The sequence below is a fragment of the Streptomyces sediminimaris genome, assembly GCF_047049295.1.
Classification (GTDB): Bacteria; Actinomycetota; Actinomycetes; order Streptomycetales; family Streptomycetaceae; genus Streptomyces; species Streptomyces sediminimaris.
The window spans coordinates 7,114,466-7,135,509 of sequence record NZ_JBJWOT010000001.1 but is presented as its reverse complement, the minus strand read 5'-3'; the positions used below and the strand labels follow the sequence as shown (position 1 = coordinate 7,135,509).

At 73.8% G+C, this 21,044-nt stretch carries 21 protein-coding genes and 1 pseudogene; 9 read left to right on the top strand and 13 right to left on the bottom strand.

All coding sequences use genetic code 11. The features are described from left to right. Window positions 1-39: 39 nt before the first annotated feature. The 3 genes from ACJ9NR_RS32695 to ACJ9NR_RS32685 all read right to left on the bottom strand — a co-directional run bounded on the left by ACJ9NR_RS32695 (window position 40) and on the right by ACJ9NR_RS32685 (window position 3,232). Window positions 40-720, bottom strand: a complete 681-nt coding sequence (locus tag ACJ9NR_RS32695) for a helix-turn-helix domain-containing protein (RefSeq protein WP_412491080.1) — start codon at window positions 718-720, stop codon at window positions 40-42. A gap of 92 nt (window positions 721-812) precedes the next feature. Continuing rightward, the gene (locus tag ACJ9NR_RS32690) at window positions 813-1,709 is read right to left on the bottom strand and encodes a Cof-type HAD-IIB family hydrolase (RefSeq protein WP_412491081.1); all 897 of its coding nucleotides are present in this window, start codon (window positions 1,707-1,709) and stop codon (window positions 813-815) included. 80 nt (window positions 1,710-1,789) lie between these two features. Then, a complete protein-coding gene (locus ACJ9NR_RS32685) occupies window positions 1,790-3,232 on the bottom strand; it encodes a cytochrome P450 (protein WP_412491082.1) in 1,443 nt (480 codons plus the stop codon). A 304-nt stretch (window positions 3,233-3,536) separates the two neighbouring features. On the opposite strand from ACJ9NR_RS32685, the gene ACJ9NR_RS32680 reads away from it, so the two are divergent. Genes ACJ9NR_RS32680 through ACJ9NR_RS32665 form a run of 4 tightly spaced genes read left to right on the top strand, consistent with a single transcriptional unit; the run spans window position 3,537 to window position 7,489 of the window. Beyond that, window positions 3,537-4,349, top strand: coding sequence for an SAM-dependent methyltransferase (locus tag ACJ9NR_RS32680; protein WP_412491083.1), 813 nt, complete (start codon window positions 3,537-3,539; stop codon window positions 4,347-4,349). A gap of 55 nt (window positions 4,350-4,404) precedes the next feature. Then, window positions 4,405-5,808 (top strand): glutamine synthetase family protein, encoded by a 1,404-nt coding sequence (locus tag ACJ9NR_RS32675; protein ID WP_412491084.1) that lies wholly within the window; start codon window positions 4,405-4,407, stop codon window positions 5,806-5,808. 1 nt (window position 5,809) lies between these two features. After that, a complete protein-coding gene (locus tag ACJ9NR_RS32670) occupies window positions 5,810-6,937 on the top strand; it encodes an amidohydrolase family protein (protein WP_412491085.1) in 1,128 nt (375 codons plus the stop codon). Between the two features lie 15 nt (window positions 6,938-6,952). After that, on the top strand, window positions 6,953-7,489 hold the full coding sequence (locus ACJ9NR_RS32665; RefSeq protein ID WP_412491086.1) for an NUDIX hydrolase family protein: 537 nt from the start codon (window positions 6,953-6,955) through the stop codon (window positions 7,487-7,489). On the opposite strand, the gene ACJ9NR_RS32660 is transcribed toward ACJ9NR_RS32665, so the two are convergent. Next, complete coding sequence (locus ACJ9NR_RS32660; protein WP_412491087.1) at window positions 7,452-8,276, bottom strand: DUF427 domain-containing protein; 825 nt, start codon at window positions 8,274-8,276, stop codon at window positions 7,452-7,454. The genes ACJ9NR_RS32665 and ACJ9NR_RS32660 overlap by 38 nt on opposite strands. On the opposite strand from ACJ9NR_RS32660, the gene ACJ9NR_RS32655 reads away from it, so the two are divergent. Together ACJ9NR_RS32655 and ACJ9NR_RS32650 are read left to right on the top strand one after the other, a co-directional pair. Continuing rightward, window positions 8,275-9,276, top strand: a complete 1,002-nt coding sequence (locus ACJ9NR_RS32655; RefSeq protein WP_412491088.1) for a sigma-70 family RNA polymerase sigma factor — start codon at window positions 8,275-8,277, stop codon at window positions 9,274-9,276. The genes ACJ9NR_RS32660 and ACJ9NR_RS32655 overlap by 2 nt on opposite strands. A gap of 64 nt (window positions 9,277-9,340) precedes the next feature. After that, a complete protein-coding gene (locus ACJ9NR_RS32650) occupies window positions 9,341-9,901 on the top strand; it encodes a dihydrofolate reductase family protein (RefSeq protein WP_412491089.1) in 561 nt (186 codons plus the stop codon). Between the two features lie 11 nt (window positions 9,902-9,912). On the opposite strand, the gene ACJ9NR_RS32645 is transcribed toward ACJ9NR_RS32650, so the two are convergent. Together ACJ9NR_RS32645 and ACJ9NR_RS32640 are read right to left on the bottom strand one after the other, a co-directional pair. Next, window positions 9,913-10,896, bottom strand: a complete 984-nt coding sequence (locus ACJ9NR_RS32645) for an aldo/keto reductase (RefSeq protein WP_412491090.1) — start codon at window positions 10,894-10,896, stop codon at window positions 9,913-9,915. A 157-nt stretch (window positions 10,897-11,053) separates the two neighbouring features. After that, entirely contained in the window at window positions 11,054-11,716 is a 663-nt protein-coding gene (locus ACJ9NR_RS32640) for an NUDIX domain-containing protein (protein WP_412491091.1), read from the bottom strand. A gap of 240 nt (window positions 11,717-11,956) precedes the next feature. Here ACJ9NR_RS32640 and ACJ9NR_RS32635 point away from each other — a divergent pair, with 240 nt between their 5' ends. Further along, on the top strand, window positions 11,957-12,574 hold the full coding sequence (locus ACJ9NR_RS32635; protein WP_412491092.1) for a DUF5134 domain-containing protein: 618 nt from the start codon (window positions 11,957-11,959) through the stop codon (window positions 12,572-12,574). A gap of 107 nt (window positions 12,575-12,681) precedes the next feature. Here the strand turns inward: ACJ9NR_RS32635 and ACJ9NR_RS32630 are convergent, their stop codons facing one another. The 7 genes and pseudogenes from ACJ9NR_RS32630 to ACJ9NR_RS32600 all read right to left on the bottom strand — a co-directional run bounded on the left by ACJ9NR_RS32630 (window position 12,682) and on the right by ACJ9NR_RS32600 (window position 18,936). Continuing rightward, complete coding sequence (locus ACJ9NR_RS32630; protein WP_412491849.1) at window positions 12,682-13,662, bottom strand: cytochrome c oxidase assembly protein; 981 nt, start codon at window positions 13,660-13,662, stop codon at window positions 12,682-12,684. A 10-nt stretch (window positions 13,663-13,672) separates the two neighbouring features. Next, a pseudogene (locus ACJ9NR_RS32625) lies at window positions 13,673-13,957 on the bottom strand (iron uptake transporter deferrochelatase/peroxidase subunit); the annotation flags it as partial. Between the two features lie 221 nt (window positions 13,958-14,178). Beyond that, a complete protein-coding gene (locus ACJ9NR_RS32620; protein ID WP_412491095.1) occupies window positions 14,179-14,643 on the bottom strand; it encodes a copper chaperone PCu(A)C in 465 nt (154 codons plus the stop codon). Further along, window positions 14,640-15,302 (bottom strand): SCO family protein, encoded by a 663-nt coding sequence (locus tag ACJ9NR_RS32615; RefSeq protein ID WP_412491096.1) that lies wholly within the window; start codon window positions 15,300-15,302, stop codon window positions 14,640-14,642. The genes ACJ9NR_RS32620 and ACJ9NR_RS32615 overlap by 4 nt, the downstream gene beginning before the upstream one ends. Window positions 15,303-15,854: 552 nt before the next feature. After that, window positions 15,855-16,679: a hypothetical protein gene (locus ACJ9NR_RS32610; RefSeq protein ID WP_412491097.1), complete on the bottom strand. Its 825-nt coding sequence runs from the start codon at window positions 16,677-16,679 to the stop codon at window positions 15,855-15,857. Window positions 16,680-16,734: 55 nt separating this feature from the next. Then, window positions 16,735-17,886: an acyltransferase family protein gene (locus tag ACJ9NR_RS32605; protein WP_412491099.1), complete on the bottom strand. Its 1,152-nt coding sequence runs from the start codon at window positions 17,884-17,886 to the stop codon at window positions 16,735-16,737. Window positions 17,887-18,021: 135 nt separating this feature from the next. Further along, on the bottom strand, window positions 18,022-18,936 hold the full coding sequence (locus ACJ9NR_RS32600) for an SGNH/GDSL hydrolase family protein (RefSeq protein WP_412491101.1): 915 nt from the start codon (window positions 18,934-18,936) through the stop codon (window positions 18,022-18,024). Window positions 18,937-19,388: 452 nt separating this feature from the next. Here ACJ9NR_RS32600 and ACJ9NR_RS32595 point away from each other — a divergent pair, with 452 nt between their 5' ends. Together ACJ9NR_RS32595 and ACJ9NR_RS32590 are read left to right on the top strand one after the other, a co-directional pair. Continuing rightward, the gene (locus ACJ9NR_RS32595; RefSeq protein ID WP_412491103.1) at window positions 19,389-19,640 is read left to right on the top strand and encodes an NfeD C-terminal domain-containing protein; all 252 of its coding nucleotides are present in this window, start codon (window positions 19,389-19,391) and stop codon (window positions 19,638-19,640) included. A gap of 14 nt (window positions 19,641-19,654) precedes the next feature. Then, the gene (locus tag ACJ9NR_RS32590) at window positions 19,655-20,869 is read left to right on the top strand and encodes a flotillin family protein (protein WP_412491104.1); all 1,215 of its coding nucleotides are present in this window, start codon (window positions 19,655-19,657) and stop codon (window positions 20,867-20,869) included. Window positions 20,870-21,044: the final 175 nt, after the last annotated feature.

Genomic DNA, 21,044 nt, shown 5'->3' with positions numbered 1-21,044 from the left:
CACCCCCACTCCGGAGTGAACGACCACACGGCGCAGGTGTCAAGTGTCACTGAACACGAACCAGATGCCGACGGCCGGTTCCTCTCCGTCGTTGCGGTAGCGGTGCGGGGTCGCCGACTCGAAGCACACCGCGTCGCCGGGGTGCAGCGGGTACTCCTCGAATCCGAGGGTGAGGACGAGTTCGCCCGAGGTCAGACAGCCGTACTCGGTGCCCGCGTGCCGCATCAGGCCGCCGGAGCCGGAGGATGCGCCGCCGGGCCGGTAGGTCACCCGCAGGAAGTCGACGTCCGTGCCGGGGACGTGCCCGAGCCGCTCCCACACCACCCCCGAGTCCAGCTCCAGCACCTCCCGCTCCCCCGGCGTGACCACCGGCCCGATACGGCGGCCCGGGTCGGCGGCGAAGGCGGCCAGCGCGTGCAGGACGGGCGCCCGGGCCGTCGCCGGGGACCCGACGGCGGCCGGCGGCACGCCGGGCGGGGCCGCGGCGGGCGGGACGGCGGTGGCCTCCCCGGCGTCGAAGAGCGACTCGACGGAGATCCCGAGCGCCGTCGTGATGGCGTACAGCGTGCTCACCGACGGCTGGCTCTTGCCGGTCTCGATCTGGGACACCAGGCTCGCGGAGACACCGACGTCCCGCGCGAGGGCGCGCAGGCTCACGCCTCTCGCCAGGCGCGCCTGGCGGATGCGTGCCCCGACGGGCGGCACGGCGGCGGGAGACACGGCGGCTCCTTCCTCGGGCGGGCATGTGCAGCCCCATTGAACAGCCGGGGCGGGCCGGGGCGCCAGGCCCGCGGGTGACGGCCCGTCGGGTGTCAGGCCTCCAGCCCGAGCACCCGGGCGATGGTGCGCAGCACGCCGTTGTCGTTGTTGGACGGGGCCAGGTGGCGGGCGCGGGCGATGACGTCCGGGTGGGCGTTGGCCATGGCGAAGGACCAGTCTGCGGCGTCCAGCATCTCCAGGTCGTTGAGGTAGTCGCCGAAGACCATGGTCTGGGCGGGCGTGACGCCCAGCTCGTGCTGGAGCCGGCGCAGGGCGGCGCCCTTGTCGGCGGTGCCGTTCATGACGTCGACCCAGTGCTCACCGGAGACGACGACCTTGGGGATCCCCCCGCTCGAGCGAAGTCGAGAGTGCGGGAGGGTGGCGGTGAAGGGCTCCAGCGCGGGGGCGGTGGTGCGCTCGGCGGCACCGAAGTCGAACAGGGCGACCTTGATGACGTCGTCGTCGAGCGCGGTGGCGTCCTCGACGACGCGGTGCTCGGCGTAGTACCTGCGCACCTCGGCCAGGAACGCCTCGTCGCCGCGCTCGACGTAGGCGGAGCGCTTGCCGCAGACGACGGCGCCCACGTCCACGCCGTCGGCCACCAGCTGCCGTACGGCTCGCACGACACCGGCCGCGACGCCCGGCTCCAGCGGGTCGGAGCTGAGCTCAACACCGTCCCGCACCACGTACGTGCCGTTCTCCGCGATGAACACCATCCCCTCGGCCACCTCGGCGAACTCCTTCGCCAGCGTGGCGTACTGGCGTCCGCTCGCCGGGCTGAACACCACCCCGCGCCAGCGCAGTTCGGCCAGCGTCCGCCACAGGCCGGGCGGGACGCGCTTGGCGTCGTCCAGGAGGGTGCCGTCCATGTCCGTGACGATCAGCCGGATGTCGGCGGAGCCGGTGGACGGACCGGTGGCGGTCAGGAGGGGCGACGGGGCGGAGGACACGGCCTGCTTCCGGGTCGGGGCGCGACGGGGCGCCGGGGGTCTGCGGCGGTCCGGTCACCCTACGCGAACCGTGTGAACGGTCAGTTTCCGGACCGGATCAGGCCCGTCAGATAGCGCCACAGCGAGGAGCGCCGCCCGGCGGAGCGGTCCGCCGCGGCCGGTGCGTCCGGCGGATCCGACGGCCGGGCCCCGCCCGCCGCGTCCGCGGTGTGCGGCGGCGCGAGCGACGGCTGCGGCCCGCCGGTCAGCTCGTAGCGCACGGGCAGCGAGCGCAGCCCGCGCATGAAGGGCGAGGAGCGCCAGGGCAGCTGGTCGACGGGAAGGGCGAGCTCGATGTGCCCGAACCGTTCGAAGAGGCGGCCCACGCCCGCCGCCGCGATGGCCGAGGCCAGCTCGCGGGCCGGGCACTGGCGGGGCCCCGCGCCCCAGGACAGGTGGGCCCGGCTGCTGATGCTGGACTCCGCCGGCCTCCGGCCGGCGAAGAGGGGGTCGGCGTGCGCGGCGGCGGCGGAGACCCACACCGGGTCGCCGGCGCGGACGGTGTAGCGGCCCAGCCGGGTGTCCTCGGTGGCGAACCGCGGCACGAAGTTGACCAGCGGCGGCTTGCGCATGACCACGCGGTTCATGGTCTCGCGCACCATTCCGGCGGACAGGGCGGTGCGTACGCCGCCCTCGCTCTCCCCGCAGATCACCTCCACGACGGTGTTGGAGATGAGGATGCCGACGTGGTCGGAGACCATGCCGAGCAGCATGAACAGCTCCCGGGCCAGCGCGTCGACCGACAGCTCCGGATGGGCGGCCGCCAGGTGGGAGGGGAAGTCGTCGCCGGGCTCGTCGGCCTTGGCTGCGGCCAGGTCGCGCAGCGTCACCAGCAGGCGTTCCAGGGCGGGTCCGGCGTCGGGCCCCGCGTCCAGCACACGCCACATGTCCATCAGGGCGTCGTCGCCCTGCGAGCCGGGGAAGCCGAGCAGATGGCTGGCGGCCATCAGCGGCAGCGGGCGGGCGAACTGCGCCGACAGGTCGGCCAGTCCGGTGCGGCCGCCGCGCGCGAGCAGGGTGATCAGCTCGTCGGCGTAGCCGGTGACGGCGGCCCTGAGGCGCTTGGTCCGCTGGTCGCGCGGGTCCTGGAACGGCCGCAGCGCCACGTCCCAGGCGGCGCGCAGGGTGCGGTGGGCGGGGCCGCCCTGGATCAGCACGTGGTTGACCTCGAGGGAGGGGCCGAGCGGCCAGTCGGCGGGCACCCGGCCCTCCGACCGGGCGCGCCAGTTCTCCAGGCCCTTGGGCCAGGCGGCGTCGTCCTGGAGCACTTCCAGCGACTCGCGGTATCCGAGCACCAGCCAGGCCGGCACGCCCAGCAGGTCGACCGGCGCGAGGGGGCCGTGGCGGTCGCGCAGCCGTTCGTAGACGAGCTCGGGGCGGGTCTCGTAGTCCCGGGTCAGCAGGGGCTGCGGGGCGAGGTCCTCCAGCGGGGTGCCGTCCGGCTCCGGGGGCCCTTCGCCGTCCTCGACCAGGTGGAACTCCATGCCTGCGGCGCCCCCTTCGACCCTGCGCGTGGCGGTCCGCGGGCGGCGGTGCGCACGGACCCGGGAGGGACCGTACCCCAGGCCTCACGCCGGTCACAGGGTGGGGTACTGACGAGTAGCAAGCCGGGCCCGGACGGCTGCTCCTGCTGACCGGGCGGTGCGGCCGCGGGCCGGCCCGTTCCGCACGCCGGCCGGCCGATCGCGCGCGAACGGCCGGCCGGTTCCCCGGCGTTCACCGGACACCGTGATCACCGGACGGCACAATGGCCGCGACGGCCACCGGTGTGCGAGGAGGAGCTGAGTCGTGACGGAGAGTCCCACCCCTTCGGACGGGTCGCCGGTGCCCGGCACCGGCGTGCCGCACAACGCGCGCGTGTGGAACTACTGGATCGGCGGCCAGGACAACTACGAGGCCGACCGGCGGGTCGGCGAGCACGTCGCCGGGATGTTCCCGGTCATCCGCGACGTCGCCCGCGCCGACCGGGGGTTCCTGGGCCGGGCGGTGCGCTTCCTCGCCGCGGAACGCGGGGTGCGGCAGTTCCTGGACATCGGCACGGGCCTGCCCACCGGGGAGAACACGCACCAGATCGCCCAGCGGATCGACCCCGGGGCGCGGGTCGTCTATGTCGACAACGACCCCGTCGTCCTCGCCCACGCCCACACCCTTCTCGGCGGCACCGGCGAGGGCGTCACCGAGTACCTCGACGCGGACGCGCGCGACCCGGACACGATTCTGCGACGGGCCGCCGGGACCCTCGACCTCGGCGAACCGGTCGCGGTGCTGATGCTGGGCGTCCTCAATTTCGTACCGGACACCGGCGAGGCCCGCGACATCGTCCGCCGGGTCATGGCCGGGACGCCCAGCGGCAGCTTCCTGGTCCTCACCCACCCGACCTTCGACCCCGAACTCGGCGGGGCGGGCCAGATTCCGGCCATGAAGTTCTGGAACGACAACGCCACCCCGCCCATCACCGCCCGCGGCGGCGCGGACGTCGCCGCCTTCTTCGAGGGCCTGGACCTCCTCGAACCGGGCCTGGTGTCCTGCTCGCGCTGGCGCGCCGGATCCGGAACACCCGCCGTCGTACCGCAGTACGGCGCGGTGGCCGTGAAACCCTGAGGCACGTGCCGCACACCGAGGACGTACCCGTGACGGACGTATCCGTGGAGGACGTATGACCACCCTTGCCGATCCCGTCCCCGGCGGGCGCCCCGGCGACGTCGAACGGGCCACCGCGCTCGGCGGCGAACTGTCGGCCCGTGGTGTGCACGGCGTCGTGCTGTCCTACGTCGACACCGCGGGCGTCGGCCGGATCAAGGCGGTCCCGACGGCCGGGCTCGCCTCCGCCGCCGCGTGGGGCGTCGGGATGTCGCCGGTGTTCGACACCTTCCTGGCGAACGACTCCATCGTCTCCACCGACGTCCTGGGCTCCCCGGACGGCGATCTGCGCCTCTACCCCGACCTCGACCACCTGACCGTCCTGGCGGGGCAGCCCGGCTGGGCCTGGGCGCCCGTCGACCGGATCACCCAGGAGGGCGAGCCGCATCCGGGGTGCGGGCGCACGGCCCTGCGCCGCGTCGTCTCCTCGGCGGCCGAGCGGTACGGCCTGACCTTCCGCGCCGCCGTCGAGGTGGAGTGGTCGGTCGGCTGCGGACCGGCGGAGGGCGGGGAGTTCCTGCCCGCCTGCTCGGGACCCGCGTACAGCGCCGCGCGGCAGATCGAACTCAGCGACTGCACCGCCGACCTGCTGGCCGCGTTCGCCGCGCAGGGCGTGGACGTCGAACAGCTGCATCCCGAGTACGCGGCCGGTCAGTTCGAGATCTCGGTGGGCGCCCTCGACCCGGTGGCGGCGGCCGACCGCAGCGTGCTGGTGCGGCAGACGATCCGGGCCGTGGCCCGGCGCCACGGACTCGTGGTCTCCTTCGCCCCGGCCGTCTTCGCGCAGGGCGTCGGCAACGGCGGCCACGTCCACCTCTCCGCCTGGCGCGACGGCGTCAACCTGCACTCCGGCGGCGGGGGCCGCCACGGCATGACGGCCGAGGCCGAGTCGTTCGCGGCCGGCGTGCTGGCGCACCTCCCGGCCCTGACGGCCGTGACCGCGCCCAGCCCGGCGAGCTACCTGCGGCTCAGGCCCTCCCAGTGGGCCGGGGTGTTCACCTGCTGGGGCCATGAGACCCGGGAGGCCGCGGTGCGCGTCGTCACGGGCACCGCGGGCCTGCGCGACCGGGCCGCGAACCTGGAGGTCAAACCGGTCGACCTGGCCGCCAACCCGTATCTGGCCCTCACCTGCCTGATCGCGGCCGGACTGGACGGCCTGGCCTCCTCCGCCCCGCTGCCGGAGGAGATCACCGGCGACCCGGCCCTCCTCGGACCGGACGACGCGGCGGCCCGCGGCGTACGGCGGCTGCCGGCCTCGCTCGCCGACGCGGTCACGGAGTTCCGCGCGGACCAGCGGCTGCGCGCGGCGCTCGGGCCGGTCCTCGCGGACGCCGTGATCGCCGTACGGCAGGGGGAGATCGCGGCGGTCGACGGACTGGACGACGAGCGGGTGGCGGCGGCGTACCGCTGGAAGTACTGACATGGGCGCGGTCCGGGAGGCGCTCGACGCGCTGGAGCTGGTGGACCACCACTGCCACGGCCTCGTCACCGCCGGCCTGTCCCGGGAACGCTTCGAGGAGCTGATCACCGAGGGCGGGTCCTGGCCCGGGATCTCGACCTTCGACAGTCCCGTCGGCGTGGCCGTCCGCCGGCACTGCGCCCCGCTGCTGGACCTGCCCCGGCACGCGCCGCCCGACGCCTACCTCGCGCGCCGCGCCGAGCTGGGCGCCGACGAGGTGCACCGGCGCTTCCTGACCGCCTCGGCGACGGGCGTGTTCTGCGTGGACACCGGCTGCGCGCCGGACCGCCCGACCACTCCGGCACAGCTGGCCGAGACGGCCGGCGGGACGGCGTACGAGGTCGTACGGCTGGAGAACACCGCCGAGGCGGTGGCCGCACGGGGCGTCGAGGCCGACGAGTACGGCGACGCCTTCCGGGCGGCCGCGCTGGAGGCGGTGGGGCGGCCGGGCGTGGTCGAGGTGAAGTCCGTGGCCGCCTACCGCACCGGCTTCGACCTCGATCCGGCCCGCCCGTCCCGGGCCGAGGTGACGCGGGCGGCCCGGCGCTGGCTGGCGCGCGGCGGCCGGCTGGACGATCCCGTCCTCGTACGGCACCTGCTGTGGACCGCCGTCGACCTCGGCCTGCCGCTCCAGCTGCACACCGGCTTCGGCGACAGCGACATCCGCATGCACCGGGTGGACCCCACCCACCTCACCGACTGGCTGCACCTGACCGGCGGCGCGATCCCGGTGCTGCTGCTGCACTGCTGGCCGTACCAGCGCCAGGCCGCCTATCTGGCGGCGGTGTTCGAGCACGTGTACCTGGACGTGGGTCTCACCCTGCACCACGTCGGCCCGGCGCGCGCCCGGGCCGTGCTGGCGGAGGCCCTGGAGATCACGCCGTTCCGCAAGCTGCTGTACAGCTCCGACGCCTATGGGGTGGCCGAGTTCTACTGGCTCGGCGCGCTCGCCTTCCGCCACGGTCTGGCCGCTCTGCTGCAGGACCGGGTGGACGCCGACGAGCTGAGCCTGCCCGACGCGCTGCGGATCGCACAGTGGGCAGGAGCACACAACGCCTCTCGGGTCTACCGGTTTTCCGGCCCCTGCTGAAAGTATGATCAAGCAATGTCTGACATGACCGAAACCACGCCGGGCTGGCTGAGCGCCGACGACCTCGAATCGGCGCGTGCCCGTATGCCGATCCTGTACGTCGAGGCCGTGCCCGTGCGCGTGGACGACAGCGGCGAAGTCACCAGTGTCGGCGTGCTGCTGCGCATCGGGCCGGACGGCACGGTCAGCCGGACCCTGGTCTCCGGGCGGGTGCTGCACCACGAACGGGTCCGTGACGCGCTGCTGCGCCACCTGGAGAAGGACCTCGGCCCGGTGGCACTGCCCCGGATCCCGGCGTCACTGCAGCCCTTCACGGTCGCGGAGTACTTCCCGACGCAGGGCATCACACCGTTCCACGACCCGCGCCAGCACGCGGTGTCCCTGGCCTACGTCGTCCCCGTCACCGGCGACTGCCGTCCCCGTCAGGACGCCCTGGACCTGGTCTGGTTCAGCCCGCAGGAGGCGGTGTCGGAGGCCGTGCAGAGCGAGATGCCGGGCGGGCACGGGGTGCTGCTCAAGCAGGCTCTGGCCCACGTGGGCTGCTCGGTTTGAGGGTCGCGCTGAACGGCGTGACCGGGCGCTCCTGGCGCTCGCCGTCCACGCTGATGTCGACGGCCTCGTTGAAGAAGGCGAGGAGTCCGCGGATCGGGCCCACCGCGGGCAGCGGGTCCGGGTAGCTCCAGACCAGGTTGGGCGGCACAGCGGCCCCGCCGCGCCAGGACCAGTACTCGGCGGTGCCCTTGTAGGGGCAGCCGCTGTGGTGGTCGGTGGGTTCGAGCAGGTCGAGGCGGACGTCCTGGCGCGGGATGTAGTAGCGGGTGGGCAGGGCGGTCTCGAACAGCAGCACCGGCCGGCGGGTGTCCGCGACGAGCGTCCCGTCGATCTCGACCTGGACGTGCCGGCTGCTGGGCAGGGCGTCGACGCGTTTGTGCGGGTCGCGGGGGTGGATGAAGATCTCTTCCTCCTCCTCGTACCAGTGGTCGAGGCCGGGGCGCCGGAACCACTCGAAGGCGATGTGGCCGGCCAGGTCGGCGGCCGGGAAGGTCCAGGCCGCGTTCGCCACCCGCTCCTCGCCGGCTTCGAGGTCGTAGAAGATCCGCGAGCCGGTGTGGGTGCCGGTGTGCGGGTGCTTGGCGGGGCGCAGGAGGTCCAGGCGGACGTCGGCGCGGGGGAAGGCGTACTGCGGTACGGGCAGCTCGGGCTCCCAGACGAGGACGGGGTGGCGGCTGTCGACGACCGTGACATCGCCCTTGACGCCGCGCACCCACCGCTCGCTGGGCTCCCACTGCAGGCCTTCGGGGGTGGTGCGGAGGCTTCGCTCGGTCGGGAGTGGGCTCATGCCTCAAGTCACGCACAGCGGGAGGGGACCTGCCAGGGGTGGTGTGCGCCATGATGGGCCCATGGACCTTGAGCCGTACCGGGGCGAGCTGGTGGCCTACTGCTACCGCATGCTGGGCTCGTTCCACGAGGCCGAGGACCTGGTGCAGGAGACGATGCTGCGGGCGTGGAAGGCGCGGGAGCGCTACGACGCCTCACGCGCGTCGGTGCGCACCTGGCTGTACCGGATCGCGACGAACGTGTGCCTGACCGCGCTGGAGGGGCGGGCGCGGCGGCCGCTGCCGTCCGGACTGGGGGCCCCGAGCGAGGACCCGGGCGCACCGCTGACGCCGGCCCTCGACATCCCGTGGCTGCAGCCGTTCCCCGACGCCCGCTACGACATCGAGGCACGGGCCGATCTGCGGCTCGCCCTGGTGGCGGCGTTGCAGTGGCTGCCCGCGCGGCAGCGGGCGGTGCTGGTGCTGCGGGAGGTGCTGGAGTTCAGCGCCGCGGAGGTGGCCGAGCAGCTCGGGACGACGGTCGCGGCCGTCAACAGCTCGCTGCAGCGGGCCCGGGCCGCACTCGCCCGTGTGGGCGATCCCGCCGAACTGCCCGAGCCGGACGACGCCGGGGCGCGGGACGTCGTACGGCAGTACGCGCGGGCCTTCGAGGCGGCCGACGTGCCCGCGCTGGTGCGGCTGCTGACCGACGCGGCCGTGCTGGAGATGCCGCCGGTGCCGCTGTGGTACCGGGGGCGCCGCGACTACGGCCTGTTCCTGGAGCGCGTCTTCGCGATGCGCGGCACGCACTGGCTCACCCGGCCGCTCACCGCGGGCGGACAGCCGGCGCTCGCCGCGTACGCGCCCGCGCCGGACGGCGGGCACCGGCTGCACACGCTGCAGGTCTTCACCGTCGGCGCGGGGCGGATCGCGCGCAACGTGGTGTTCGCCGATCCGCGGGTGTTCGCGGCGTTCGGCCTGCCCGGGGAGATCTCCGCGGAGAAATCCGGCAGCGGGCGATGAGTCCGGGCGGTGGCGCCGGTACGTACCGGTGACCATCGATCGTGACCTCCGAGAGGACATCGCCATGAGCGTCATCGTCATCGCGTTCAGCACGCTGGACGGAATCGTCTCCGACCCGGACGGCCGCGGGGGCACACCCGGCGGCGGCTGGATGTTCCGGCACGGCCCCGAGGCGGTCGCCGGGGACAAGTTCCGGCTCGGGGCCACCCTGGACGAGGGGGTCCTGCTGCTGGGCCGCACCACCTGGGAGCAGTTCTCCCGCCTGTGGCCGCAGCGCGAGGACGCGTTCTCCGCCCGCATGAACGCCGCGGCGAAACTCGTCGCCTCCCGCACCCTCACCGATGTCTCCGGCTGGGCCAACTCCCGGCTCCTGGACGGCGACCCGGCCGACGCGGTCGAGCGCGAGCCACGCGACGTGGTCGTCGCGGGCAGCCTGAGCGTCGTCCACGCGCTGAGGGCGCGGGACCTGGTGGACGAGTACCGCCTGATCACCCTGCCCAGCGTCCTGGGCACCGGCGACCGCCTGTTCCCCGCGGGCGGCCCGCCGGCGCACCTGGAGTGCGTGTCGGCCGAGCGGACCGGCCCGGCCGTCCTCACCTGCTACCGGCGGGCAGCCCGGCGGTGACGGGGCGCGGATCAGTGGGCCGCGTCCAGGCGCGCCCGCTGCTCCGCCGTCAGTTCCAGATCGGCCGCCGCCAGGTTCTCCTCCAACTGGGCCACCGACGAGGCGCCGACCAGCGGGATGGTCGGGAGCGCGCCGCCCAGCTGCCAGGCCAGGACGACCTGGTTGAGCGTCGCTCCCGTTTCGCGGGCCACCTCGCGCAGGGCGGCGAGGCGAGGCGGGGTGCCGGGGTGGTCGTAGTCGGAGGGGAGCCGGTCGGGGTGGGTGTAGGCGCCCCTCAGCAGGGGCGAGTAGGCGACGAGGGTCAGGGTGGGCTCGGCACGCAGGTAGGTGACGAGGTCGGGACCGGCATGACCGAGGCTGCCGTCGGGGAACATGTCGCTGGGGACGTCGGCGCGCGGGCGGAGGTAGCTGTGCGCGTACTGGAGGACCTCGTAGCCGGGCAGGCCGGCCCCGGCGGCGAGGGCGCGGGCCCGCTCCACCCGCCAGGTGGCCTGGTTGCTCACGCCGAGCAGTCCGACCGTGCCCTCGCCGACGAGTTCGGCGAACGCCTCGACCGTCTCGCGCTGCGGGACGGCGGGGTCGTCGATGTGGGCGTAGAGGAGGTCCAGCCGGTCCACGCCGAGCCGTTGCCGGCTGCGCTCGGCGGACTCGCGGATCACCTTGGCGGACAGGCCCTCCGGGTTGTCGACATAGCTGGTGCCGGGGGCGAGCGGACGGGCGCCGAGCTTGGTCGCGATGACGATCTCGTCGCCCACGCCGCGGCTGCGCCGCCACCGGCCGAGCAGTTCCTCGCTCTGACCGCCCTGGCCGCCGTCCTCCCAGAAGGCGTAGTTGTCGGAGGTGTCGATGAAGGTGCCGCCGGCCTCGACGTAGCGGTCGAGGACGGCGAACGACGTCTTCTCGTCCGTGCGTGAGCCCATGAGCATCGCCCCGAGGGCGATCACGCTCACCTCACGGCGGTTGGCCGGGTCGCTTCCGATCGTGCGGTACTTCATGGGTGTTCCTCCCGTTCGTACCCGGGTGTTCGGGCACGAACGGGAGTCTTCAGCCTGGAGCGCTCTCCAAGTCAAGGGGTCCGGCCCAGGGGGCCCGGCGCAGGGGGCTCGGCGCAGGGGGCCGTCCCGGGTGGCGAAGGGCCGGAGGGCGCAGGGCCTAGCGGGCGAAGGGGCCCTCCAGCGCCGCCCACTGCAGCAGCATGATGGTCTTGGCGTCGTTGATCTCGCCGGTGCGGATCATCTCCAGGGCGCGGCGGAAGGGCAGTTCGACGATCTCGATGTCCTCACCCTCCTCGTCGAGGCCACCGCCCTCGTGGGTGCGGGTCGAGGGTCCGTACGCGGCGGCGTAGAAGCTGACGCGTTCGGTGACGGAGCCGGGGCTCATGTAGACGTCGAAGACGTGCCGGACGGCGCCGATGGTGTGCCCGGTCTCCTCCACCACCTCGCGCCGCACGGCGAGTTCGGGGTGTTCGTCCTCGTCGTCGAGGAGTCCGCCGGGCGTCTCGATCAGCATGCCGTCGGGGTGGCCGTTGACGTAGACGGGGAAGCGGAACTGCCGGGTGAGCAGGACCGTTTCGCGTTCGGCGTCGTACAGCAGCATGGTGGCGCCGTTGCCGCGGTCGTGCGTCTCGCGCTGCTGGCTGCTCCAGGTGCCGTCGGCGTGCTGGAAGTCGAAGGTGGTGGCGCGCTCGACGTACCAGTGGCTGGAGAGCAGTTTCACCTCCCGCACCCTCACGCGCGGGTTTCCGGTCAGGTCCAGGCCGGTCCGGTCCAGGCCGGTGCGGCCGCGGCGGTCCGGGGTGTCGATGCCGGCGGTCATCGCGCGCCGCCGTTCCGGCTCGGGGTGGTGCGGGAGCTGTTCATGGTCCGCTTCTACCACGTGCGTCTGTCAGCTCGGCTTCTGCCACGTGCGTCTGTCAGCTCAGCGCCGGCACAGGGAACGGCCGGGCCGGCAGGTCGGCCGCCCGGCCGCCGCGGCGGCGCCCGTGCGCGGGCCTCGCCCCCGTGCGCCCGGGTATGCCCCGCCGCGCGGAGGAAGGCCGAGGGTGGGGGTGATCGGATGGGAGGGCCGCCGTTGGTGGGGTGGCTGCTGACAGCTCTCGGTACGGCCACGGGCGTGCTGTGCGCGGTGCGGTCCAGAGCGTGGACGGTGAAGGACCGGTGCGAGCGCCGTATCGCGCGGGCCGAGGCGGTGATGGGCGTCGGGATGGCCCTCATGGCGGCACCCGCGCTGGCCCGCAGGACCGGTGTCTGGGGCCCCGCGGTGCTGGCGGTGGTGTTCGTCGCGCTCGCCGTACGGGCGCTGCTGTTCGCCCGCGGTGAGCCGCACCGCCTGCACCACACGATCGATGCGGCGGTCATGGCCTACATGGCGGTGGTGATGGCGGTCGCCGCCGGCGGCATGACGCCCGAGGCGATGGCGGGCATGCGCCACGGCCACGCCCCGATGGGTTCGCCCCTGGTGGACCTGGCGCTGCTGGGCTACTACATCGCCTACGTGCTGTGGGCCGGGACGCGACTCGTGCCCGTGGCGGCCGTCGAGTGCGCCCCCGCGTCACCACTCCCGGTGGCCGGGCCCCGCCGTGCCGCGCCCAGCGTCTGGCAGGCCCCGGCGGTGGGCACGGCATGCCGTCTGTCGCTCGCCATCGGCATGCTCGCGATGGTCCTGACGATGTGAACGGCCCACCCGTACGCGCCGGTCGTCCTGGGTACCGCGGTCGTGCGGGTACCGGTCGCGCGGGTACCGGTCGCGCGGGTACGGACGGGTACGGGCCGCGTGGACCCTCAGGCGGGGTGGTCGCGGGCGGCGAGGCGGGCCAGGTAGGCGTTGTAGGCGGCCAGTTCGGCGTCGTGGTCGCGGTCGGCCTGGCGGTCGGTGCGGGCGGCGGTGCGGCGGTCGCTGCCCGCCCACTGGACGAGCACGGCCATCAGCACCAGCAGGGTGGGGATCTCGCTGAAGGCCCAGGCGATCCCGCCACCGGTGTTCTGGTCGGCCAGCGGGCTGAGGTGCCAGGCGGCCGGCGGGTGGGCGAAGAAGGTGACGGTCAGGGTGCTGGACATCATCACGGCGATGCCGAAGAAGGCGTGGAACGGCATGCCGATGAACAGTTCCAGCAAGCGCAGCAGGTGGGAGGGGCGCCGCGGTGCGGGATCAACGCCGAGGATGGGCCAGAAGAACAGCAGCCCGGTCGCCAGGAAGTGGGCCAGCATCCACTCGTGGCCCAGCCAGCTGCCCATCAGGAAGTCGAACAGCGGGGTGAAGTACAGCCCGTAGAGGCTGGCGATGAACAGGGGCAGGGTGAAGAACGGTGAGGAGACCACCCGAGCCGGGCGGCTGTGCAGCAGCCTGACGAGCACTTCCCGCGGGCCGGTGCGGCCGCGCCCGGCGGTGGGCAGCGACCGCAGCGCCAGGGTGACGGGCGCGCCGAGCAGCAGCAGGATCGGGGAGAGCATGGACAGCACCATGTGCTGCACCATGTGGACGCTGAACATCTCCATGCCGTAGCCGCCCACGCCGGTACAGGTGACGGCCGCGGCGGTGAGCACGCCCGCGGTCCACAGCAGGGTGCGGGTGAGCGGCCAGCCGTCGCCGCGGCGCCGCAGGCGCCACACCGCCAGGCCGTAGAGGGCCAGGGCGAGGAGACAGGCGAGGGGTTCCACCGGAAGCGGCTGGGGGTGCCAGGCCAGCAGGCGTGGCAGCGTCGGCGGCGCGGTGGGCGCCCACATCGGACCGGTCATGTGCATGTGCATGTTCATGTGCCGCATACCGTCCATGTCAGTCCTCCAGCAGGCTCTGGCCGACGTACTCGCCCGGTGCCGCGCCGCCCGGCACGGCGAACAGGGCGCTGGACTCGTGCCGGACGAATCGGGTGAGGTGGTCGGCGCCGTCGAGTCTCGTCCGCACCGTGAGGAAGGCGGCGGGGTCGGCCTGCCAGGCGATGAACAGCACTCCCGCGTCCGGTCGCCCGTCGGCGGTGCAGCCGTCGTGATGGGAGAAGCCGCGGACGGCGGTGCTGCCGGCCGAAGTGAGCGGCGCGGGGTGGTGCGCGCCCGCGTGGGCGGCCGTGCCGGCGCCCGCCCCGGCCAGGAGCCCGGCGGTGCCCGCCGCGCCCGCCGTGCCCAGCAGCCGCCTGCGGGAGATGGCGCCCCGCGCGTCGTCGTGTCGTGTGGTGTCTCGGGCCATGTCGGAGCCTTGTCGAACCTCGGGAACTCGGGGTGCGGATGTCCGGGTGGGCGAGGGCCGGCCGCGGTCCGTGCGGCTCGGTCGGCCCTCGCCGCCGGTCAGGACGGGGGCCGGTACGTCGCCGGCTCGACCGGCGCCCGTACGGTGAGCGAGTCGGACTCGGCGAACCGCAGACGGAGGGTGACGGTCTGCCCGGCCGTCGGCTTCTTCTTCAGGCCCGTCAGCATCAGGTGGTTGCCGCCGGTGCGCAGCACCAGGCTGCCGCCCGCGGGAACGGTGAATGCCTTCACCGGCTCCATCCGGTTCGCGGCCGTGGTGCGGTGCATCGTCACCCGGTCGGCGACGTCGCTGGTCACGCCGGTGAGTTTGTCCGGCTGCCGGCCGGTGTCGGTGATGGTGAGGTAGCCCGCGGCCATGTCGGGCGTGGGAGGCTGCCGTATGTAGGCACCGGTGACCTTCAGGACCGGGGTGTCGTACGCCGGTGCCGCACCGGACGACGACGAGCAGCCGGTGAGCGCGGTGGCGGCGAGCAGCAGCGTGGCGGCGGCGTGGGCGCGGGTCACGGCGTCTCCCCCGTCACGAGCTTCGGCAGGTCGGCCGCGTATCGCTGCTGCGAGGTTCCGGAGGTGTAGAAGAGGTGGGCTTTGTCGTCCTTGGGCGAGAAGGCGAACACCTCGGCGCCGTGGCTGACGGTCACGGTGCCGTCCTTGTGCCTCACCGGTGCGGAGATGCCGACGCCCAGACTTCGCGCCGCCTTCTGCACGGCCGGGAAGTCGCCGGTCAGACCGGTGAACGAGGAGTCGATCGCGCCGAGCCACCGCTTCAGCCGGCGGGGGGTGTCGCGGGCCGGGTCGGTGCTGACGAAGACCACGCGCAGCTCGCGCCGCTGCGCCGCCGGCAGTTTCCGGGCGGCCAGCGCGATGTCGGCCATCGTCGTCGGACACACGTCGGGGCAGTGGGTGTAGCCGAAGTAGAGCAGCGTCGGGTGGCCCGCGGTCTGCTCGACGAGGTCGTAAGGGTGGCCGTTCTGGTCGGTGAGCGTCAGGGCGGGCTTGGCGTCCGGTGTGTCCAGGGGAACGGTGCCGGACGCGGCGGAGGAGGAAGGGGTGGAGACGGCGGCGGCCGGCCGGCCGCCCGACGGGCCGGCGCAGGCCGTCAGGCCGAGCCCGGCGGCGAGCAGGGCCGCGGTCGCGGCTGTCCGGCGCGCGGTGAAGGTGTACATCGTGAAGCTCCTGTGAGCGAAGCGGCGGTGCGTGCGGCGCGCCCGCTGCGTGAGTGCGGGGGGCGGCGCATGCCCGTGCGTGTGCGCATGCGTGTGCGTGTGTGTGGAAGGTGAGGTGAGAGACCACCCGTGCCGCGGACGGAGCGCCGAGTGCGGCGCCCGACGACCGACCGCAGGACCCGTCCTCCCGTGGCCCCGGAGGACCCGAAGACCTGGCGGCCCTACGGAGGACCCGGAACGCGCGAGGGCGTGAAAGCCCGGGAAACCCGGAGGTCCGGGAAACCCGGAAGCCGGGGGCCCGGGGGCCCGGAGGTCTGGGGGCCCGGAGCACCGGAGGCCCGGGACGCCGAGAGCCGTGAGGCACCCGGGACCTGGAAGGCCGGCTGATCGGGTCACCGGGGTTATCAGGGCCACCGGGAGTCACCGGGGTTGTCAGGGCCACCGGTCTACCGGGGTGGTCGAACGGGTCACCGAGTTACCGGGGACACCCGGGTGGCAACCATGGCAGGCAGGCAGCCTGCCCCGCCCCGGCGTACGAGCGCGCGGGGGGTCTCAGGCTGCCGTGGTCACCATCGGCGGGCCCCGTCGCACGACGCACGTCCACAGGACGGCGGACCGCAGCCGCCGCCCGCCGTCGTGGGCCGGCCGGCGCGGGGCGAGCACGGTCCGCAACCGCTCGAGCAGAGCCGCGACCCGCCTGCGCGCCCGGGCCACGGCGAGCAGCCCGCCCAGCCGTCGCAGCAGGGCGAGCCGTGCCAGCCGGCCCGCCACCAGGGTCGGCAGCCGGACGGCTCGCCAGAGCGCCACCTCGCAGCGGCGCAGCACCCAGCCGGTGGCGACGGCCGCGGTGACGTGCGCGGCGACCATCGGCACCGTGAACATCGAGCTGAGCATCATCGCGTGCCCGCCGTGGCCCGCCATTCCAGGCATTCCGGCCATGGCCGGCGCACCGTGCGCGACGGACACGGCATGGGCCGGGTCGATGTGGGCCTGCCGCAGGATCCGGGCCGCGGTGCCCGGCGTGAGCCGTGTCGCCTCGGCCCCGCACAGCAGCCGTCCGGCCAGCGCCACGACCCGGCTGGAACCGCCGGCCGGAGCGGCGGAGGTCGCGGAGACCTGGCCGAGGGAGAAGAGCAGGTGAAGGCCGAACTCGCCGGCCATCACGGCCAGCGCGATGCCCGGCAGCGACCGTTCCCGCCCGGCCAGAGGCCCCACGAGACACAGCACCCCGGCCCAGCCTGCCGCCAGGGACCACAGGGAGACCCCGCTGCCCGAGGCCAGCACGTGCCCGCCCGCGGACAGCGCCACGCACACCGCTGAGAACACCGTGGCCCTCAGCAGTCTCAGATCGGCGGCAGCCCGCACCGGGACGTTCATGGCGGTCGCCATCATTCCAGCCGCCGCGGAGCCCGCGGACGCCGGGGCGGGGGTGTCAGCCCCGCTGCGCCGGCTGCCGGGCCGGCCGGGGGCGGGCGGCGCGGCGGCGGAGCAGCAGCCGCCGCGCGGGGCGCTCCACCGTCTCGTGGAGGAGCCAGGACAGGCCGAGGGAGACGGCGAAGGCGAGGGCGGTGACCGCGAGCCCCTCGGTGAGGCCGAAGCGGGGCTTGACGCCGATCACGTTGGTCCCGGCGCGGAGCACCAGCAGGTGGACCATGTAGAAGGCGAAGGAGAGCTCGCCGAGTCTGACCAGCCGCGGGCGGCGCCACAGGGAGGGCAGAGAGCGCAGGTCCGCGACGGCCGCGGCCGGGATGAGCAGGGCGAAACCGATGACGGTGCAGGTGGTGGCCCGGTAGTCGGTGGTGACCTGCGGGACCAGGAAGTAGCCGACGACCGCCAGCGCGAGGGATGCCTCCAGGCCGGGGCCGCGCCACCGGTCGAGCAGCACGAGGCGGGCCACGGCGACGCCGAGGACGAACTCGGGCAGCCGCGCCAGCGGCAGGGAGTCGATCGGCTGGCCCACCCAGTGGTGCGCGTTCACCCAGGCCACGGCGAGGACCGCCGACACCGACAGACCGGCCACGACGGTCGCTCCCCGGGCACCGAGGCGGCGCAGCAGGAGCGCCAGCAGCGGGAAGAGGGCGTAGAAGAAGGCCTCGCAGGCCAGTGACCAGCTGACCGGGTCCAGGGTCTGCCACCACGGGCGCCACCAGGAGTGCACCAGCAGGACGTTGGCCAGCCCCTGGGGCAGCGACGGCTTCGACTGGTGCTCCAGCGTGCAGGCCATGAGCAGCGCGATCCCCGCGGTGACCAGGTGCACCGGCAGGATGCGGGCGACGCGCCGCCGCCAGAAGGCGGGGGCGCGGTCGCCCGGCCGCGCGGACCAGGTCAGGACGAAGCCGGAGAGCACGAAGAAGAACGACACGCCCGTCGCGCCGGCCCCGAACGCCCAGGTGACGACGCGGCCCGCGGTGCCGTCGAAGTAGCGGAAGTTGTTCACGTGCAGCCCGAAGACCAGCAGCGCGGCGGCCCAGCGCAGCCCGGTGAGCGACGGCAGCGAGGGCGGTGGAGCGGACCTTGGGCTGTTGGCGGGGGTGGTGGCCGAGGTGGCGGAGGGCGTACTGGTCGCCCTGGTCGCCGTCGTCATCGAATCACCTGCCGGGGGTGGTGCGTGCGGCGCATGGAAAGGGGCATGAGGGGGAACGTTGCCCCGCTCAGCCCCTTTCATTCGGCCCGGTACCCGACGTCACACCAATGCCGCACGCTTCGGGCGTGGCGCCGCTCAGTGCCGGTGGTGCCCCTTGTCCAGGCGTTCGAGGACGGCACGTGCCATCGCTTCCTCGCCCTTGGCGTTCGGGTGCGCGGGGGCCGCGGGTGAGGCCGGCTGGAGCGGCTCGATCCAGCGGACGCCGGGCGCCTTGCACATGTCATGGCCGCGGGTGGGCCCGTAGGTGTCGACGTACTGCGCGTGGTTCACCCTCGCCACCAGCCGGAGCATCAGGTTCAGCCGTTCGCCGGTGTCGCGCAGATAGGGGAAGTCGCCGGTCGCGAACGGCACCGACGGGTAGCAGCCGCTGCCGTCGTCGGGCAGCAGGTCCGGGTAGCCGACGACGAGCACCCGGGCGTGCGGCGCCCTGGCGTGCACGGCCCGCAGCACCGCGGCCACCTTCGGCGCGGTCCGCAGGATGTTGACCGCCAGCTGGTCGTAGCCGGAGGAGGTGTAGTAGCGGCGGCACGGGTCTCCGGCCGGGTCCGTGGGGGCGAGCTTCGCGCAGGTGCCGATGATGGGGCCGAAGCCGATGTCGTTGCCGCCGATCTGCACCGTCACCAGGTCGGTGTACCGGTTCACGGCATCCAGCTGGGGGCCGTTGGTGCCCTGCGGTTTCCACATGTCCTCGGTGGTCGCACCGCTGCAGCTCACGTCCTTGAACGCGCTCACCTCGCGCGCCGCCGCGACGAGCGAGGGGTAATTGTGGTCCGAGCGGGCGCAGTCGGCGTCCACCTGGGTCGGGATGACGGGGCCCGAGGTGTAGGAGTCCCCGAGCGCCGCGTAGCGGGTGCCGTGGCCGTGCCCGCCACCGTGCGCGGCGGCCGGCGACGTCGAGACGGCCACCAGGGCGCAGCTGCCGAGCGCCACCCCCGCCGCGATCCCCTGCCGCCGTCTCGCCGCTCTGCCCGAACGCGTGCCGTCGGTCATGCGATCCTCCCCCAGATCCGCCCCTGCAACGTGGACGTCGCGCGGAACCGGCCCGCACAGTGCGGGCGTCACACGCGACGGAGTCTGTATACCGCTCGGTATGTGTCCGGGGATAGAGGCGGGAGGCAGTCGGTACGCAGGGGTCTGGACCCGTGGGTACGGAGGGTCGGGACGGCGGTTCAGGGCGGGAGTCGGGAGCGGCGGTTCAGGGCGGGAGTCGGGAGCGGCGGTTCAGGGCGGGAGTCGGGAGCGGCGGTTCAGGGCGGGAGTCGGGACCGGCCGGTACGGAGCGGTCGGGGCCCGCTGGTACGGAGCGGTCGGGGCCTGCCGGTACGGCGGGCAGGGGTCGGCGTGTCACAGGCGGGCAACCCATGACGCCATGCCCGTTGGGTCCCCGACCCGGGTGGGTCTATCGTCTGAATCATGGGTCGGGCAGGAGGAGAGCGGGCGTGATGCCGCAGGACGATGCCGTGATCGGCTGTACCGGGAAAGTGCTCATCGGAACCCGCGGATCCGCGGGCCCCGGCGAAGTCCTGGTGCGGGTCCGGGGCGGCTCCGAGACCTTCCTCGCCTGGTCCGAAGAACCACTGCCTACGGGGGCGACGGTGCTCGTGATCGAGTCGCGTGGATGTCGAGAGGTCGGCGTCATCGAGTGGGCGGATCCATTGGACGCGCTCGGCGGTGACACCGCCGGCGCCGACTGAGGAGTAGACAAGAAATGTTCGGATACCGCGTTCCCGCTCCCGACGAGGCGATGCTGATCTCGGGGGGCCGGCGGGGACTGGGGGGCGCGCCGTTCCGAGTCGTCACGGGGCACGGCAAGTTCGTGGTGCCGTTCTTCCGCAAGACCCGCTTCCTGACCCTGTCGATGAACGAGGCCGAGGTCACCGAGACCTGCGTGACCCGCCAGGGCATCGCGCTCAGCGTGCGCGCCGTCATCGCCTTCAAGGTCGGCAACGACAACGAGAGCATCATCAACGCGGGTCAGCGCTTCCTCTCCGACCAGGAGCAGATGTCGGTGCTGACCGGGCGCATCTTCGCGGGCCACCTGCGCGCCATCATCGGCTCGATGACGGTCGAGGAGATCGTCACCGAGCGGCAGAAGCTGGCCGCGGAGGTGCTGGACACCTCCAAGACCGAGATGGCGAAGATCGGCCTGATCGTCGACTCGCTGCAGATCCAGTCCATCGACGACGGCGACGCCGGGTACATCGACGCGATGTCCGCGCCGCACCGGGCGGCCATCCAGCGCCAGGCCCAGATCGCCCAGGCGCAGGCCACCCAGGCGGCGGCGGAGGCCCAGCAGGAGGCGGCCCGCAAGCAGGCCGAGTACGCCCGGCAGACCGCCGTCGTGAAGGCGGAGTACTCCGCCGAGGTGGACCGCGCCCAGGCGCAGGCCGGCCAGGCGGGGCCGCTGGCGCAGGCCCACGCCCAGCAGGAGGTGCTGGCCGCACAGACCGAACTGGCCCAGCGGCAGGCGAAGTTGCGCCAGCAGCAGCTGGTCGCCGAGGTCGTGAAGCCGGCCGAGGCGGAGGCCGAGCGGGTCCGCGTCCTCGCGGCCGCCGAGGCACAGCGCATGAAGATCCAGGCCGAGGCGGCCGCCTCCTACGACCGCGTCGCGCTCGACCGGATGCTCATCGACCAGCTCCCGCAGATCGTGAAGGAGGCGGCGGGCGGCCTGTCCGGCGCCAACGTCAACGTCCTCAACGGCGCGGACGGTTTGGGCGAGATCGCCGCCGGCCTCGTCTCCCAGGGCCTGACGATCCTCGACTCGGTCCGCCAGAACCTGGGCGGCCAGGAGGCCACCGGCAACTCCCGGCCCGAGGACAACGGCGGCAGCGGCGGCAGCGGCGGCGGCAACGGCGGCGGGCTGCTGCAGCTGCGCTCGGGCAGGGAGAAGAAGTCGGACGACGGGCCGGTGGACGTGGACTAGCGGCGGACTAGCGGCCGGCCCCGACCGGCGCACGGTCGGAGCGGCCTGCCCCGGATGCCTCGGCGTCCGGGGCCTCGCCCGACGCGCCGTCGGACAGCGAACGGGGCCCGCCCTCGCTCTACGCGTGGACGGGCCCCGTGTTCCGAGCGCCGGGCAGGCCTTGCACCTGCATCTC

What these genes read in the sequence shown, in the direction of transcription:
- ACJ9NR_RS32685 (WP_412491082.1), bottom strand. Translation starts at nt 3,232, where the DNA reads ATGGAGTTCCACCTGGTCGAGGACGGCGAAGGGCCCCCGGAGCCGGAC.
- ACJ9NR_RS32675 (WP_412491084.1), top strand. Translation starts at nt 4,405, where the DNA reads ATGACCACCCTTGCCGATCCCGTCCCCGGCGGGCGCCCCGGCGACGTC.
- ACJ9NR_RS32670 (WP_412491085.1), top strand. Translation starts at nt 5,810, where the DNA reads ATGGGCGCGGTCCGGGAGGCGCTCGACGCGCTGGAGCTGGTGGACCAC.
- ACJ9NR_RS32665 (WP_412491086.1), top strand. Translation starts at nt 6,953, where the DNA reads ATGTCTGACATGACCGAAACCACGCCGGGCTGGCTGAGCGCCGACGAC.
- ACJ9NR_RS32655 (WP_412491088.1), top strand. Translation starts at nt 8,275, where the DNA reads ATGCCTCAAGTCACGCACAGCGGGAGGGGACCTGCCAGGGGTGGTGTG.
- ACJ9NR_RS32660 (WP_412491087.1), bottom strand. Translation starts at nt 8,276, where the DNA reads ATGAGCCCACTCCCGACCGAGCGAAGCCTCCGCACCACCCCCGAAGGC.
- ACJ9NR_RS32650 (WP_412491089.1), top strand. Translation starts at nt 9,341, where the DNA reads ATGAGCGTCATCGTCATCGCGTTCAGCACGCTGGACGGAATCGTCTCC.
- ACJ9NR_RS32645 (WP_412491090.1), bottom strand. Translation starts at nt 10,896, where the DNA reads ATGAAGTACCGCACGATCGGAAGCGACCCGGCCAACCGCCGTGAGGTG.
- ACJ9NR_RS32640 (WP_412491091.1), bottom strand. Translation starts at nt 11,716, where the DNA reads ATGACCGCCGGCATCGACACCCCGGACCGCCGCGGCCGCACCGGCCTG.
- ACJ9NR_RS32635 (WP_412491092.1), top strand. Translation starts at nt 11,957, where the DNA reads ATGGGAGGGCCGCCGTTGGTGGGGTGGCTGCTGACAGCTCTCGGTACG.
- ACJ9NR_RS32630 (WP_412491849.1), bottom strand. Translation starts at nt 13,662, where the DNA reads ATGCGGCACATGAACATGCACATGCACATGACCGGTCCGATGTGGGCG.
- ACJ9NR_RS32615 (WP_412491096.1), bottom strand. Translation starts at nt 15,302, where the DNA reads ATGTACACCTTCACCGCGCGCCGGACAGCCGCGACCGCGGCCCTGCTC.
- ACJ9NR_RS32610 (WP_412491097.1), bottom strand. Translation starts at nt 16,679, where the DNA reads ATGAACGTCCCGGTGCGGGCTGCCGCCGATCTGAGACTGCTGAGGGCC.
- ACJ9NR_RS32605 (WP_412491099.1), bottom strand. Translation starts at nt 17,886, where the DNA reads ATGACGACGGCGACCAGGGCGACCAGTACGCCCTCCGCCACCTCGGCC.
- ACJ9NR_RS32600 (WP_412491101.1), bottom strand. Translation starts at nt 18,936, where the DNA reads ATGACCGACGGCACGCGTTCGGGCAGAGCGGCGAGACGGCGGCAGGGG.
- ACJ9NR_RS32595 (WP_412491103.1), top strand. Translation starts at nt 19,389, where the DNA reads ATGCCGCAGGACGATGCCGTGATCGGCTGTACCGGGAAAGTGCTCATC.
- ACJ9NR_RS32590 (WP_412491104.1), top strand. Translation starts at nt 19,655, where the DNA reads ATGTTCGGATACCGCGTTCCCGCTCCCGACGAGGCGATGCTGATCTCG.